15 protein-coding genes and 2 pseudogenes are annotated in these 14,105 nt (G+C 31.8%); all 17 read left to right on the forward strand.

Annotated elements, in window-relative coordinates; all coding sequences use genetic code 11:
• Nucleotides 1–47: 47 nt before the first annotated feature.
• Nucleotides 48–1,298, forward strand: a pseudogene (locus ACTTG8_RS01020) (VirD4-like conjugal transfer protein, CD1115 family); the annotation flags it as partial.
• A 193-nt stretch (nucleotides 1,299–1,491) separates the two neighbouring features.
• Entirely contained in the window at nucleotides 1,492–2,649 is a 1,158-nt protein-coding gene (locus ACTTG8_RS01025; RefSeq protein ID WP_442560295.1) for a DNA cytosine methyltransferase, read from the forward strand.
• Nucleotides 2,650–2,819: 170 nt separating this feature from the next.
• Nucleotides 2,820–3,146 carry a single-stranded DNA-binding protein gene (locus tag ACTTG8_RS01030; RefSeq protein ID WP_442560296.1) on the forward strand — a complete coding sequence of 109 codons (327 nt, stop codon included), beginning with the start codon at nucleotides 2,820–2,822 and terminating at the stop codon, nucleotides 3,144–3,146.
• Nucleotides 3,147–3,299, forward strand: a pseudogene (locus tag ACTTG8_RS01035) (Maff2 family mobile element protein); the annotation flags it as partial. It lies immediately after the preceding gene.
• A 125-nt stretch (nucleotides 3,300–3,424) separates the two neighbouring features.
• A complete protein-coding gene (locus tag ACTTG8_RS01040; protein ID WP_150867911.1) occupies nucleotides 3,425–3,637 on the forward strand; it encodes a helix-turn-helix domain-containing protein in 213 nt (70 codons plus the stop codon).
• Between the two features lie 19 nt (nucleotides 3,638–3,656).
• Nucleotides 3,657–4,355 (forward strand): response regulator transcription factor, encoded by a 699-nt coding sequence (locus tag ACTTG8_RS01045; protein WP_025271829.1) that lies wholly within the window; start codon nucleotides 3,657–3,659, stop codon nucleotides 4,353–4,355.
• A 3-nt stretch (nucleotides 4,356–4,358) separates the two neighbouring features.
• Complete coding sequence (locus tag ACTTG8_RS01050; protein ID WP_025271828.1) at nucleotides 4,359–5,267, forward strand: sensor histidine kinase; 909 nt, start codon at nucleotides 4,359–4,361, stop codon at nucleotides 5,265–5,267.
• A 119-nt stretch (nucleotides 5,268–5,386) separates the two neighbouring features.
• Nucleotides 5,387–6,154, forward strand: a complete 768-nt coding sequence (locus ACTTG8_RS01055) for an ABC transporter permease (RefSeq protein ID WP_316536999.1) — start codon at nucleotides 5,387–5,389, stop codon at nucleotides 6,152–6,154.
• Nucleotides 6,155–6,199: 45 nt separating this feature from the next.
• Nucleotides 6,200–6,616 (forward strand): DUF5301 domain-containing protein, encoded by a 417-nt coding sequence (locus ACTTG8_RS01060; protein ID WP_025271826.1) that lies wholly within the window; start codon nucleotides 6,200–6,202, stop codon nucleotides 6,614–6,616.
• Nucleotides 6,617–6,667: 51 nt separating this feature from the next.
• Entirely contained in the window at nucleotides 6,668–7,591 is a 924-nt protein-coding gene (locus ACTTG8_RS01065; protein WP_442560297.1) for an ABC transporter ATP-binding protein, read from the forward strand.
• Complete coding sequence (locus ACTTG8_RS01070; RefSeq protein ID WP_316537001.1) at nucleotides 7,584–8,315, forward strand: ABC transporter permease; 732 nt, start codon at nucleotides 7,584–7,586, stop codon at nucleotides 8,313–8,315. The genes ACTTG8_RS01065 and ACTTG8_RS01070 overlap by 8 nt, the downstream gene beginning before the upstream one ends.
• Complete coding sequence (locus ACTTG8_RS01075) at nucleotides 8,315–9,046, forward strand: ABC transporter permease (RefSeq protein ID WP_025271823.1); 732 nt, start codon at nucleotides 8,315–8,317, stop codon at nucleotides 9,044–9,046. Before ACTTG8_RS01070 ends, ACTTG8_RS01075 begins: the two co-directional genes overlap by 1 nt.
• Nucleotides 9,047–9,171: 125 nt before the next feature.
• A complete protein-coding gene (locus ACTTG8_RS01080) occupies nucleotides 9,172–9,588 on the forward strand; it encodes a sigma factor-like helix-turn-helix DNA-binding protein (protein ID WP_025271822.1) in 417 nt (138 codons plus the stop codon).
• A gap of 85 nt (nucleotides 9,589–9,673) precedes the next feature.
• Nucleotides 9,674–10,003, forward strand: a complete 330-nt coding sequence (locus ACTTG8_RS01085) for a DUF3847 domain-containing protein (RefSeq protein WP_037612772.1) — start codon at nucleotides 9,674–9,676, stop codon at nucleotides 10,001–10,003.
• 245 nt (nucleotides 10,004–10,248) lie between these two features.
• Nucleotides 10,249–11,883, forward strand: coding sequence for a MobQ family relaxase (gene mobQ / locus ACTTG8_RS01090; protein WP_442560298.1), 1,635 nt, complete (start codon nucleotides 10,249–10,251; stop codon nucleotides 11,881–11,883).
• A 314-nt stretch (nucleotides 11,884–12,197) separates the two neighbouring features.
• Nucleotides 12,198–13,223, forward strand: coding sequence for a PDDEXK nuclease domain-containing protein (locus ACTTG8_RS01095; protein ID WP_025271819.1), 1,026 nt, complete (start codon nucleotides 12,198–12,200; stop codon nucleotides 13,221–13,223).
• Between the two features lie 84 nt (nucleotides 13,224–13,307).
• Complete coding sequence (locus ACTTG8_RS01100) at nucleotides 13,308–14,072, forward strand: replisome organizer (protein WP_442560299.1); 765 nt, start codon at nucleotides 13,308–13,310, stop codon at nucleotides 14,070–14,072.
• Nucleotides 14,073–14,105 lie beyond the last annotated feature (33 nt).

Here is a 14,105-nt window from a genome sequence, read left to right on the forward strand (position 1 = left end):
ATATAAATTTATTAAAGAAATTTTGTTTATGTCCTTGACAAATCTTCCCAAAAGGTACTGTCCTTGTTGAATGTGGAAAAATGCTTGAGAAAAACGGATATGAAATTAAGGTGTTAAACACTATAAATTTCAAAAAATCCATGCACTACAATCCTTTTGCCTATCTAAGAAGTGAAAAAGATATATTAAAACTTGTACAGACGATTATGGCAAATACAAAGGGGGAAGGAGAAAAAGCTACGGAGGATTTTTGGTGTAAAGCCGAACGCTTGTACTATACAGCCCTAATAGGATATCTGTACTATGAAGCACCGGAAGAAGAACAAAACTTTCAAACCTTACTTGCCTTTATTGATGCAAGTGAAGTAAGAGAAGAAGATGAAAGTTTTAAAAATGCAGTAGACTATATCTTTGAAGCACTTGAAAAAGAAAAACCGAATCACTTTGCAGTAAAGCAATATAAAAAATACAAATTGGCTGCGGGAAAAACAGCAAAAAGTATATTGATTTCTTGTGGTGCAAGGCTTGCCCCCTTTGATATTGAAGAACTAAGAAACCTTATGGAATATGATGAAATGGGACTTGATACCATAGGAGATAAAAAGACAGCCCTCTTTATAATCATATCCGACACTGATGATACATTTAACTTTGTGGTAGCCATGATGTATACCCAACTTTTTAATCTCCTATGTGATAAGGCAGACGATGTGTATGGTGGCAGATTGCCTGTTCATGTAAGGTGTCTGTTAGATGAGTTTAGCAACATCGGGCAGATACCCAAGTTTGAAAAACTTATTGCGACCATTCGTTCCAGAGAAATATCGGCAAGTATAATACTACAAGCAAAATCACAACTAAAAGCCATATATAAAGACCATGCGGACACGATTTTGGGAAATTGCGACAGCGAGTTATTCTTAGGCGGAAAAGAAGGAACTACCATAAAAGAGTTATCAGAAAACTTAGGGAAAGAAACCATAGACCTATACAACACAAGTGAAACACGCTCTAATCAAAAGAGTTTTGGACTGAACTATCAAAAACTCGGAAAAGAACTTATGAGTAGAGATGAACTTAAAGTAATGGACGGAGGTAAGTGCATACTGGAAATAAGAGGGGCAAGACCTTTTTTCAGTGATAAGTTTGATATAACAAAGCATAAAAACTATAAACTTTTATCCGATTACAATGAAAAAAATGCTTTTGATGTAGAGAAATACTTAAAGAGAAAGGATAAGGTAAATTTGAAAGAAAATATGCAGGCTGTTGTAATAGATGCTGATGATACGGAATAACTTTTGCTTAAAATGAGCAAAAGTTATTTTATTATAAAGATATTTTGGAGTAGAAATGAAAATAAACAGGAGGTATTCATAAAGAAGATGCTACACAAAGAAATAAAAACAGACAGCAGAGATCCGCCTAAGACTTTTGCTCATAATGAGCAGAAGTTGGAAAAAAGAAAAATGGAGCATATATAAGGATATTATGAAAATAGAAAAGAGGTGGTGTAAGTTAAAAGAGATAACACTTGGAAGTCTATTTGACGGAATAGGAGTATTTCCATTAGCAGCAAGAAATGTAGGGATAAAAACGCTTTGGGCAAGTGAGATTGATAAAAATGCAATATCTATATCCAAAAGACATTTTCCCGATGTAGAGCATTTAGGGGATATAACAAAATTAAAGGCAAGAGATATAAAACCGGTAGATATCATCACATTCGGTTCTCCTTGTCAAAATTTCTCAAAAGCAGGAGATCTGACAGGACTTAGTGGAGAAAAATCATCTCTTTTTTATCAAGCGATACGATTGATAAGAGAAATGAGGTGTGAAACAAATGGGATATATCCAGCTTTCGTTATTTGGGAAAACGTCATGGGAGCTTTTGTATCAGGAAACAGGATGGATTTTAGAGCCGTCCTCGAAGCCTTCAGTAGCACCTGCCTTCCAATGCCTGAGTCTAAATGGGCAAATGCAGGAGTGGTGCGAGGGAGAGAATTTGAGCTTTCTTGGAGAGTCTTAGACGCCCAATATTTCGGAGAGCCTAAGTTACTGCAAAGAAGAAAGAGAATATTTATTGTCTGCGATTTTGGAGGATTTCGTTCCCACAAAATACTATATAAGCCCGAAAACTTGCTCAAAAATCCTGAGAATGTCGGAAATGTCAAAAATCAGGATACCAAGTCCGATAGAAAACATTTTGATAAAACAGGGAGGCAGATACCAAACATCAGACCCTTTCAAGATAGAAAAATGCGAGGAGGAGCAAAAAGAAGAAATAAAATTCTTTTTATAAACAGCTTCGGAAAGCCGAATGAACCTTTTCCGACCCTATTAGCATCAAATCCTACGATGTTTGCATATTGGGAAGATGGAAAAGAAGAGGAGGGATTTATTCGATATTTAACACCGATAGAATGTGAAAGACTGATGGGACTACCTGATGACTACACAAAGTATGGGGCAGACGGGGATATCATACTTGACAGTGCAAGATATAAAGCACTTGGAAATGCGATTGCTCTACCTTGTGTAGAATATATTATGGCAGGAATAAAAGAAGAACTTTCAACCTCTGTTCAAAATGAGCAGAAGTTAGGAAAAAATAGGCAGGGAGATTTTTATGAAAGAGAGGATATCTAAGAAAATAAGAGGAGAACGAAGTCCGCCTAAGACTTTTGCTCATAATGAGCAGAAGTTAAAGTGAAAAAATTGAAATTAAATATAAAAAACAGATAGACCATGACAAAACAAAAAGTCTTGGTCTTTTTTAGTGAAAAAAACAAATAAATCAAGATAGCTTGGAGGGAAATATGCAAAAAGAAATGTTTAATATTAACGGAAACCTGATAGGTGATGTGGAAACAAAAGTTATTGATAGCAAAGACGGGGAAGTTATGGTAGCAAACTTTACTCTTTTTAGGAAAATGGGCAAGGAAGGAGAAAAAAAGAAAGAATATATTTACTGCAATGTTTATGGAGAAAAGGCAGAGTTTGCAAAGGAATTTGTAAAAGGGGATTTTATCCATGTATACGGATATTACAAGGAAGTACAAAAAGAAGATAAAAATTACAGAAACTTTATCGTAAAACACACAAATAAAATAGAAAAAAACAATGAAAACAAGGAGGAAAAATAAATGCAGTTTTTTACACAGGCAATAGAAGTATTAAAAATATTGGTAATGGCAATCGGAGCAGGACTTGGAGCGTGGGGAGTTATAAACCTTTTAGAGGGATATGGCAATGACAATCCCGGAGCAAAGTCGCAGGGCGTAAAGCAATTGATGGCGAAATAAAGACGGAATGACACAACAAAATCTCTAAAACAAAACAGATACTCAAATATAAATTGAATATAACCAATATTTATAGTATAATCCTTATAAATATAGTATTAAAAGAAAAGAGGATTAGTATGGCATTAAATTATAAACCGTTATGGATACAGTTAGCCAAAAAAGGCTTGAAGAAAACTGATGTAATAGCTATGGCAAATCTTACCACCAACGTTATGGCACAGATGGGAAAGAATAAGCCTATAACACTAAAAAACTTAGAAAAAATATGCAAGGCTTTAGATTGCACACCAAATGATGTATTTTCATTTGATGATAATTATATTGGATAAGTATATGGAGTTATGAGATATGAAAGAGATAATAATTATAGATGATGATATTGCGTTATGTAATTTAATTAAAAAATGTTTAAGCACAGACGGATATTCTGTAGATATTGCCAATAACGGATTGGATGGATATAAGAAAATCCGAAGTGCAAATAATCTGTGCTTGATTTTATTAGATATTATGCTTCCTGATTTTGATGGATTTCAAGTTTTGGATATGATAAGAGAAGAATACACTGTTCCAGTTTTAATGTTGACCGCAAAGTCCGATGATGATTCGAAAATTTATGGGCTTAAACAAGGTGCGGATGATTATCTAACGAAGCCGTTTAATATTAATGAACTTAAAGCAAGAGTTGAAGCTATGGTCAGAAGATTCACAGACTTTAATCAGAAAAGTACAGATCAGCTTAATGAAATCATAATAGAAGATATGAGAATAGATAAAGAGAATAGAACTGTAAAAATAAGTAATAACAGTATCGAATTAACAAGTAAAGAATTTGACTTGTTATATTTTCTCGCATCTAACAAAGGGAGAATTTTTACAAAAAAACAAATATATACGAATGTTTGGGAAGAAGATTATCTTTTTGATGATAGTAATATCATGTCCTTTATAAGTAAACTCCGAAAAAAAATAGAACCTAACCCTGAAGAACCGACCTATATTTTGACAGTAAGAGGCGTGGGTTACCGTTTTAGTAAGGGGGAATGATGTATGGATATAAAAAATATCATAATCTTGATACTTTTATGTGTGATCCTATATTTAGTAAAAAAGATCACGCATATAAAAAAGGAAATAGATAGGATTAGGGAGGTACTTGTTGATATCAAACATGGTGATTACAATCGTAGAATTTTAATTAAGAAAAATGATACTACAGAAAAAATTTGCCACGATATAAATGAGATAACACTACAAAGTCAAAATAAACTAATAGAGCAAAAACAGTCGGAGCAGGCATATAAATCACTCATGACAAGTTTATCTCATGATGTAAAAACTCCTTTAGCATCTATGGTTGGGTATTTGGAAGCAGTTCAAGAAGGACTTGTTACAGGTGATGAAAAAGATGACTATATAAAAGTTTCTTTAAGTAAAGCACATTACTTAAAGGATTTTGTAGAAAAACTTTTTGATTGGGTAAAATTGGATTCAGGAGAATGGAAGTTTTCTTTTGCGGATAAGGATTTGAACGAATTAACAAGAAATGTCATAAGTGATTGGATTCCTGTTTTTGAAGAAAAACATATAAGCTATGAAATTGAAATTCCGGAACAGGAATGTAATATAAGGATAGATGAAAATGCTTATTTTAGAAGTTTAAACAATATTATAAACAATATTATTGTTCATAGTAATTGTGATAGAGTACATTTGAAATTAGAAGAATCGGATACAAAAGTTATTTTGACGATTTTAGATAATGGAGATGGTATAAGTGAAAAGGACTTACCATATATATTTGACAGAATGTATCAGGCAGATAGTTCAAGATTAACAAAAGGTTCAGGGCTTGGATTATCAATCTCCAAAGAATTATTGCGAGTAAATAATGCTAAAATAAGCGTAAGTAGTGTGCCAAATATAAAAACTGTTTTTACTGTAGAGTTTGCAATGTAAATAGCTGATTTAGGAAGCCTCTTAGGGGGCTTTTTTTATTGAAGCAAGATAAAAACAAGAGTGTCGCAAGATTATGGCAAGGTTAATCATTTACAATATTTATTGTAAGGAGGTGCGATATGTTCTTGATAAAAGCTGAAATAAAAAAATGGAAGAGAAGTAAAATTTTGATAGGTATTATTATACTAACTGTTATCTTGAATTTGTTTGCAATTGAAAGAGCATTTTCAATTTCAAGAGAAAGTCCTATCATGGATAGTTTTGGAGACTTATATTGTTTAGCGTTTAAGAATATAACTTTTGTGTTCTTGCCAATCGTAATTGGAATGATTTCTACAATGTTATTTTTTGACGAAAGGAAGAATGACACATTAAAGAATGTACTAATAACTTCGGTTAGTAGATTTGAAGTATTTTTTGCGAAATTTATTTTGATAGAATTACTGACTATATTTTTGATGGTATTAACATATATGTCATCAGTTTTGGGTGCAGTATTAAGTGCCGGATTCGTAGATTTTAATTTAATTACATTGAAAGATGCCACTATTTTATATGTAGTAGCAGCTTTGTTAATTCCGATTGCAATGCTTCCAGTGATTTACATTGCTACTTTTTCTAAGGGTTATATTTTATCGATTTCTATGTGCTTGATTTATGTAGGCGCCTCGATATTTGGTGCATCAACTTTAATACCTATACATCCACTTGCAAGTTTATTAGGAGTCTATCAAAATGTATCATCTGCTGCTAAAGAAATGGTAGAAAATAGTATTGGAGGATATCCGCTAAATGCATCACCGTTTAGTTGTTTATCTTTTATTGCAATAATCGGAATTCTATTTTTTCTACTCGGTATAAAATCCATGAAAAAACAAAATTATTAGACTAATTTGTAAAAAAATATTATTTTTAGATAGAGGTGTGAGAGAATGAAAAAATATACTGTAATAATACTAATTGTAATTTGTTTTTTAGCTTTAACGGCATGCGGAAATAAAAAAGAAATAGTGTTGCCCGAAGTTGAAAATATAACAGAAGTAGAAATTATTGAAAATACTTCTGAAATCTTTAAGATAATTAGTGATAAAGAGGAAATATCAAAACTGATTAGTGATATAAAAGATAATTCAGAAAATGATAATACGGAAAGTGTAAACGACCAACCTACGAATGTTGATAGCTATATCATAATAAAATTCTATCACAAAGATGAGGGGAAAAATCCAAGTGTAGCATATTTATATAAGGAAAAAGGTAACTGTTATATTGAACAGCCCTATACTGGGATTTGGAAATTAAAACAGGGAATTTTTAATAATATTAGTGATTTGATTAGCAAAAAATAATATGTAATAGAGTGCAGAAAATGATGTTACAAAATAAGGAGAAAAAGTGAAATGAAAAATTATATTATCGAAACAAAGAATTTGACAAAGGTTTATAGAGAACAAATGGTTGTCAATTCTGTAAATTTACACATTGAAAAAGGTTCTATATATGGGTTGTTAGGGAGAAATGGAGCAGGAAAAACAACCATTATGAAGATGATATTGGGTCTTACGGATATTTCGAATGGTGAAGTAAGTGTTTTCAATCAAAACATAAAAGGTAACGAGAAAAAGATTTATCCAAGAATTGGTGCAATTATTGAAACACCCGGATTTTATCCTAATCTTACAGGGACAGAAAATTTGGAAATATTTGCAATGTTAAGAGGAACGGCTTTTCCTAATGCAGTTAAAAATGCTTTAGAAGTAGTTGGTCTGCCATATAAAGATAAAAAACTTTTTGGGAATTATTCTTTAGGAATGAAACAAAGACTGGGAATAGCTAATGCAATTTTACATGATCCTGAGGTTTTAATCTTAGATGAACCAACAAATGGATTAGATCCAATAGGAATAGCAGAAGTTAGAAGCTTTATAAAAGATTTAAGTGTAAAAAAAGGAAAGACGATTTTAATTTCCAGTCATATTCTATCTGAAATAACACTCCTTGCTGATACAGTGGGCATTATAGATAAAGGAGTTTTGTTAGAAGAAAACAGTATGGAAGAATTAAATAAGAAAAATAGAAAGTATATTATTTTGGAAGTATCAGATGTATCAAAATCTGCCACTATTTTGGAAAAAGAATTTGGAATAACAAATTATTCCGTTGAAGATAATAATCATATAAGGATATATAGTCATGGATTAGATATGGCAAAAATTAACAAGTTGTTGGTTATGAATGAAATATCAGTGATTTCATCACAAACATGTAATGATTCTTTGGAGGATTACTTTAAGAAAATAACCGGAGGAGAGGGAATTGCTTAATTTAGTTAAAGTAGAGTTTCTTAAATTAAAAAGGAAAAAGGTTGTTTTGATGATGTTTCTGGCAACACTCCTAATGCCATTACTTGCCACTATATACTTTGGGAATATAGACCTTTCAGACAATGTAATGAAATATTTCAAATGGACAATATTTAGTTATAATTTATGGCTGATTTTGCCAATAATATTAGGAATATTTTCTACAATGATTGTGTCGGCAGAGTATGAGAATGATACTTTTAAAGCATTATGGATTGTTCCGGTACAAAAGACGAAATTTTTGATTAGCAAATTTGTAATTGTGTTTATTTACACTTTAGTATTTATGAGTCTGTCAATTCTATTTACGCTTCTTTTTGGGAAAATTATTCATAATATAGAGATAGATTATTCTTTGTTTGCTTTTCTTATTAGAAAGTGTTTTGAGATTAGTGGACTTTTAGCAGTTTCTATGCTGCCTATTTTATCTGTCGCATTTTTGACAAAAAAATATATTTTACCTATTTGTTTGACGATTGTTTATGCTTTTTCAGGGTTTGTAATTTTGATGGTTAATATGTATGTGCATCCATTATCAAGCTCTACAGCAATTGTTTTGAGGGATGTCCCGGGAATAATATTAAATCAGGATATAAATATATTTTATTCTCTTCTTTGCATAGGGATATGGGTAGTTGGATTTTCAATAGTTACAAAATTATTATTGAAGAGGAGAGGATGGTAATGAAGACACTTTTATTTGCTGAATATAAAAAACTTTACAGGTCAAAATTGATGTTTTTGCTTGTATTTGCACTTATAATGACATTAGGGATTGTATTTCTTCAAGGACAATTTTCATTTGATGGCAAAAAGTATATAGACACATTTGGATGGTATTTTTTACAGGTTCAGTCCTTAACAACATATTTTGTATTGCCAAGTCTGATAGCGTTATTTGGAGGATATATTATTTGTCGTGAGGAACAAGAAGATGTACTTAAATCATTGAAGTTAATACCGATAGATGAAAAAAATATGATAACTGCCAAAATGATAATTACTCTATTGGGTAGCATTTTTATTTATCTAATATTGTTTATGGTATCTTTAATTATAGAAACGGTATTGCATTTACACGCAGTAAATATGAGTGAAGTAGTTCACTATTTTGTTGTATATGTATTAACTGGAATAGGCGTTTTTATGGTAATATCTCCAATTATTGCACTTATTGGACTTGTTAAAAGGAGCTACTGGATAGCTCTGATTATCGCTGAGATATACTCTTTTGTGGGAATATTTTTTGCCTCAAAGGAAATTTTAAGAGCCATTTATCCAATATCATCTGTGTTTATTTTGTCAGGAGCGTATGAAACATCAGCGATAGAAATTATGATTAGTATAATTGTAAATACTTTTTGCTGTTTAATAGCGTATAAGATATTAAATAAAATAAGTATTAGTAAAAAGTAAATAAGAAAAACAGAAGAAATCAATCTGAATTATTTATAAGAGGACATTTTACGCCAAAGTGTAGAAGTCCTCCTTTTTTATTCTCAAAAAACCAAAACAGAGAAATAAAAAGGGAGGAACGCACAATGGACAAAAGAGAATACTATATTTATATCAGAGGGAAAGCCGTAGCCGTAAGTGAAGAAATCTACAAAGCTTATTGGAAGATAACAGAGCATGAAAAATATCTCCAAAGAAAAGATTGGAAGCATAATGTAATACCATTTTCAGCATTAGACCATGACGGACACTTTGTAGATAACATCATAGATGAAAAAATAGACTTAGAAAAAATCGTAGAAGTAAAAATGCAAATTGAAGAACTAAATAAAGCATTAGCTACACTGACAAAAGAAGAAAGAGAGTTAATGGAAGCCATCTTCTACAAAGAAGAAAGTTTAAGGTCAATTAGCAGAAGAGAGAAAGTTACACATCAAGCAATCAGTGGGAGGAGGGATAGAATTTTAGAAAAGTTGAGAAAATTTTTAGAAGATAAAATCTAAAAAATGATGAAAGGTTAAGTATCAAAGAAAGGTATTTAGCCTTTCTTTATGAGAACAGAAAAAGATTAGACGAAAGGAATGAAAAATGAAGAAAGAAAAAACATTACAGGAAGTACAAGAACAAATTTCTGAACTTCAGGAAGAAAAAGAAAAGTACGATGTAAAGCTGAAACAACTACAAAATCAAGGGAAGAAATTAGAAAAGTTGGCAAATGAAAAGGAACGAAAAAGAAGAAATCATAGGCTCATACAAAGGGGCTTGATAGTAGAAAGATTGGTTAAAAATCCTCTAATGTTTACTAACGATGAGGTAGAAGAATTACTTAAAGTTGCTACTCACACAGAAGAATACAGACAAGCCTATGAAGAAATGATAAATGGGAAAGATATAGAAGATGAAACAATCATCGAGTAGATAAAATAAAAAATCTTAGTTTTTTCAGAAGCTCCCTGCAAGGGCAAAAAGCACCGCAGGTCGCAAAGCACTCTTTAGGGTGTATAATTGCGCCCTTAGTAAACTAAGGGATTTTAGCAAGTCTTTGAAAATCCAAAACTTAATAAAAACATACGGATAAAGCAGATAGGAAAATATATAAAAAATAGCCTATCTGCTTTTTCATTTACATGAAAACAAACAAAAAATGAAAGGAGCTTATACCGATGGCAGAAACATTTCACTTTAGTATTTCCATGATAAGCAGAGGTAAGAGTAAATCGGCAGTTGCAAGTGCAGCATATATCTCTTGTGAAAAGATCAAAAATGAATGGGACGGAGAAGTCCACGACTACCATAATAAAAAGGGACTTTTACATTCACAAATTTACTTGCCGGAGAACATACCAAAAGAATTACAAGACAGAAGTTTTTTATGGAACAGCGTGGAGCTAAATGAAAAGGCAAGCAATGCACAGCTTGCAAGAAACTTCATTATTGCTTTACCGAAAGAGTTATCCTTTGAGGAAAGCAAGAAACTTATTACAGACTTCATACAAGAAAATTTTGTATCAAAAGGAATGATAGCAGACCTTGCAATACATGATAGAACAAGTGAAGATAACAACAATATCCATGCACATATTATGACTACCCTTAGACCAATCAATGAAAAAGGAGAGTGGCAAGCAAAATCAAAAAAAGAATATATCCTTGATGAAAACGGAGAAAAGGTAAAACTAAAAAGTGGGAACTACAAAACAAGAAAAGTAGAGCTGACAGACTGGAACGATAAAGGAAACGCAGAGAAATGGAGAGAGAATTTTGCAAGCCTTTGTAATCAGTATTTAGAAAAAAATCATCAGGAAAAAAGAGTAGATCATCGTTCCTACAAAAGACAAGGGATAGAAGAAATTCCAACCATTCATATGGGAGCAAGTGCCAGTGCATTAGAGAAAAAAGGAATAGAAACCGACAAAGGAAACATCAATAGAGAAATCAAAAAGCACAACTCCTTAGTAAAGGCTATTAAGAGCAAGATAAAAGAAATAACTTTTTGGATAGACTCTTTACTTGGAAATCTGCAAGCAAAATATGATGAGTATAAACAGGACAAGAAAGATGAACTGGAGAACAAAGCAGAACTCTTTAACCTCTATGAGTATATTTCTATCTACAACGAGATACAGGGAGAAAAAACAAAGAATTTATCATACTATGGACAGATAAAAAAGGGAAATGCAGACCTAAAGAGATTTGTAAAAGCAATCTACTATTTGAAAGATAATCATCTTCAAACCATAGCAGACCTACAAGGAAAAGTCTTTGAACTTGCAAAGCAAAGTAAAAAGATAAGCAGTGATATTCAAGAAAAAACACAAAGAATTAAAGACTTAAATCAATGTGTAAGTTGCATAGACTCTATAAAAGAAAACAAAAAAGTCTATCAGGAATATAAGAGCAAAACCATATTCAAAGACAGCTTTTATAATTCTCATAAAAAGGAAATAGATAAGTACCAAAGAGCAAGAAAGACTATAGAAAAATTTACTGGGACTTCAGCCATAAAATTAAATGATTGGCAAAAAGAAATTACAAAACTTGAAAAAGAAATAGAAGTCTTAAACAAAGATAAAATCAAAATTCAAGATGAATTTAAGCAGATAGACCATATCAAATATGCAGTAAAGATTGTCAATGATGAGTATGGCATAGATTTATCCATAGAGATAGACAAAGCAATTAAGAGAGGAGAAAAGCCAAGTGTAATTGCACAATTGAAAAAATTCCAAGAACAACAAGAAAAAAGAGATCAGTATAGACAAAAGGCAAAAGAAAAATATACGGAACAAGAAAGATGAAATCATAAAATAGGACAACCTTTAGTAGGGAGTGAGCAAATCATTTAGTACTACAAACTGACGCACTATTTCGTTGCATAAGGCTGCGTACCCATTTTGTGAACGCAGATATAAAGATGAGTCCCTGTTTCGGGGACACATATAACTAGTGTCGTGTTTCACGATGGCAGCTATATAAGGACTTCATATTTCAGGGTGTATTAACTATAAAGGGTGTCATAAATTACTACTTCCTTTAGCTGTATAAATATTGAATACACTCAATATTTATGGTACAATTAGCAATATAGTATGATGAGTTAAGGAGTAAACTTATGAATAATTTAGTTGAAAATCTTCATGCAGATGTTTATGCAAATATAAAAAAACTAATGGATAATGCACGAACTGATGTAGCGAAGCAAGTTAATAATATATTAGTAAAAACTTATTGGGAAATAGGGAGAATTATTGTAGAAGATGAGCAAGGTCATTCAGATAGAGCTGAGTATGGGAAAACTCTACTGAAAGATTTGTCTAAAATGCTGACTAAAGAATTTGGGCGTGGATTTTCGGTTTCTAATCTACAGTTTATGAGGAGATTTTATCAAGAATATGAAATTCAACAGACACTGTCTGTTAAATTGAGTTGGTCGCATTATTGTGAGTTGTTGTCTATTGACGATATGAATAAGCGTAGTTTTTATGAGAAAGAAACGGTCAATGCAAATTGGTCTGTAAGGGAATTAAAAAGACAAATAAATACATCACTATTTGAGAGATTATTGCTATCAAGTGGAGATGAAAATAAAGAAAAAGTATTAGATTTAGCTCTAAAGGGAAACGAAATAGCTACGCCAAGTGATGTAATAAAAGATCCGTATGTATTTGAGTTTTTAGGACTACCTGAAGAAAAGCCAATGATGGAAAGTGATTTAGAAAAAGCACTTGTAACTCATATAGAAAAATTCTTATTGGAACTTGGTAAAGGCTTTATGTATGTTGGCTCACAACAAAGGGTAACACTTGGAAATACCCATTATTATGTTGATATGGTATTTTACAACAAGATACTCAGAAGCTATGTTTTGATTGAATTAAAAACAGGAAAGCTAATGCCAGAAGCAGTAGGACAGCTTAATATGTATCTTAACTACTATAAAGCAGAAGTTAATGACGAAATGGATAATGAACCTATTGGAATTATCCTTTGTGCGAACAAGGATAGCATACAGGCAGAATATGCACTTGGTAGCTTATCTAACCAGATATTTGCTTCTAAGTATACGCTATACATTCCAGACAGAGAACAATTAGAAGAACAGGTAGAAAGAGTAGTAAAAAAGTACAAGAAAAAATAATAGTAAAAATTACAGAAATATTTTAGAGAAGTAAAAGCAAAGGTGCCGATACTTCTCTTTTTATTTGAAGAAAGGTAGGAATAAATGGCAGATAAAAGAATGTTTTCATTGAAGATAGTGGATAGCGATTTATTTTTAGATATGCCACTAAGTAGCCAATGCCTATATTTTCATTTATCAATGAGGGCAGATGATGACGGCTTTGTGGATAATCCAAAGAAGATAATAAAGATCATAGGAGCAAATGACGATGATTTAAAAATCTTAATTACAAAAGGCTTTGTAATTGTCTTTGAAAGAGGAATTATAGTCATTACCCATTGGAAGATAAATAACTATATCCGAAATGATAGACGAAAAGAAACTTTGTATATCAAAGAAAAAGAATTCTTATCAGAAACAGAGAATGGAGCGTATATAAAGCTTGAAAATCTTGGTATACCAAATGACAACCACTTGTCAACTAAAAGTCAACCAACTGACAACCAAGTGTCCGTCAATTGTCCGCATAGTATAGATAAGGGTAGATTAGATAAGATTAGTATAGATAAGGGGAGAGGAGAACAAGAAAACCAATCAGCCCCCTTTTCTTTTTACGGAGAATATCAAAATGTTCGATTAACTGACGAAGAATACCATAAGCTAAAGGATAAGCTTCAAGGTCATACCGATACCATGATTGAAAAGCTATCAAGGTATCTTAAAAGTAAAGGAACAGATTATAAAGACCACTATGTAACCATTCTTAATTGGTATGAACAGGATAAAGAAAAACTAACACAGAAAAGCACTCAAAATGGAAGTTCTAAAACCTACTCAACCAACTATGAGGATAGCGATAGCCTATAAACATCATATAACAAGGTGGAAAGGTGTTTTTAG

This window comes from Catonella sp. (assembly GCF_052173895.1).
In the GTDB taxonomy this organism is placed as follows: Bacteria; Bacillota; Clostridia; order Lachnospirales; family Lachnospiraceae; genus Catonella.

Bases quoted from the DNA above. Each gene is read 5' to 3' on its own strand.
- ACTTG8_RS01025 (WP_442560295.1), top strand. From the start codon at position 1,492: ATGAAAATAGAAAAGAGGTGGTGTAAGTTAAAAGAGATAACACTTGGA.
- ACTTG8_RS01030 (WP_442560296.1), top strand. From the start codon at position 2,820: ATGCAAAAAGAAATGTTTAATATTAACGGAAACCTGATAGGTGATGTG.
- ACTTG8_RS01040 (WP_150867911.1), top strand. From the start codon at position 3,425: ATGGCATTAAATTATAAACCGTTATGGATACAGTTAGCCAAAAAAGGC.
- ACTTG8_RS01045 (WP_025271829.1), top strand. From the start codon at position 3,657: ATGAAAGAGATAATAATTATAGATGATGATATTGCGTTATGTAATTTA.
- ACTTG8_RS01050 (WP_025271828.1), top strand. From the start codon at position 4,359: ATGGATATAAAAAATATCATAATCTTGATACTTTTATGTGTGATCCTA.
- ACTTG8_RS01055 (WP_316536999.1), top strand. From the start codon at position 5,387: ATGTTCTTGATAAAAGCTGAAATAAAAAAATGGAAGAGAAGTAAAATT.
- ACTTG8_RS01060 (WP_025271826.1), top strand. From the start codon at position 6,200: ATGAAAAAATATACTGTAATAATACTAATTGTAATTTGTTTTTTAGCT.
- ACTTG8_RS01065 (WP_442560297.1), top strand. From the start codon at position 6,668: ATGAAAAATTATATTATCGAAACAAAGAATTTGACAAAGGTTTATAGA.
- ACTTG8_RS01075 (WP_025271823.1), top strand. From the start codon at position 8,315: ATGAAGACACTTTTATTTGCTGAATATAAAAAACTTTACAGGTCAAAA.
- ACTTG8_RS01080 (WP_025271822.1), top strand. From the start codon at position 9,172: ATGGACAAAAGAGAATACTATATTTATATCAGAGGGAAAGCCGTAGCC.
- ACTTG8_RS01085 (WP_037612772.1), top strand. From the start codon at position 9,674: ATGAAGAAAGAAAAAACATTACAGGAAGTACAAGAACAAATTTCTGAA.
- mobQ (WP_442560298.1), top strand. From the start codon at position 10,249: ATGGCAGAAACATTTCACTTTAGTATTTCCATGATAAGCAGAGGTAAG.
- ACTTG8_RS01095 (WP_025271819.1), top strand. From the start codon at position 12,198: ATGAATAATTTAGTTGAAAATCTTCATGCAGATGTTTATGCAAATATA.
- ACTTG8_RS01100 (WP_442560299.1), top strand. From the start codon at position 13,308: ATGGCAGATAAAAGAATGTTTTCATTGAAGATAGTGGATAGCGATTTA.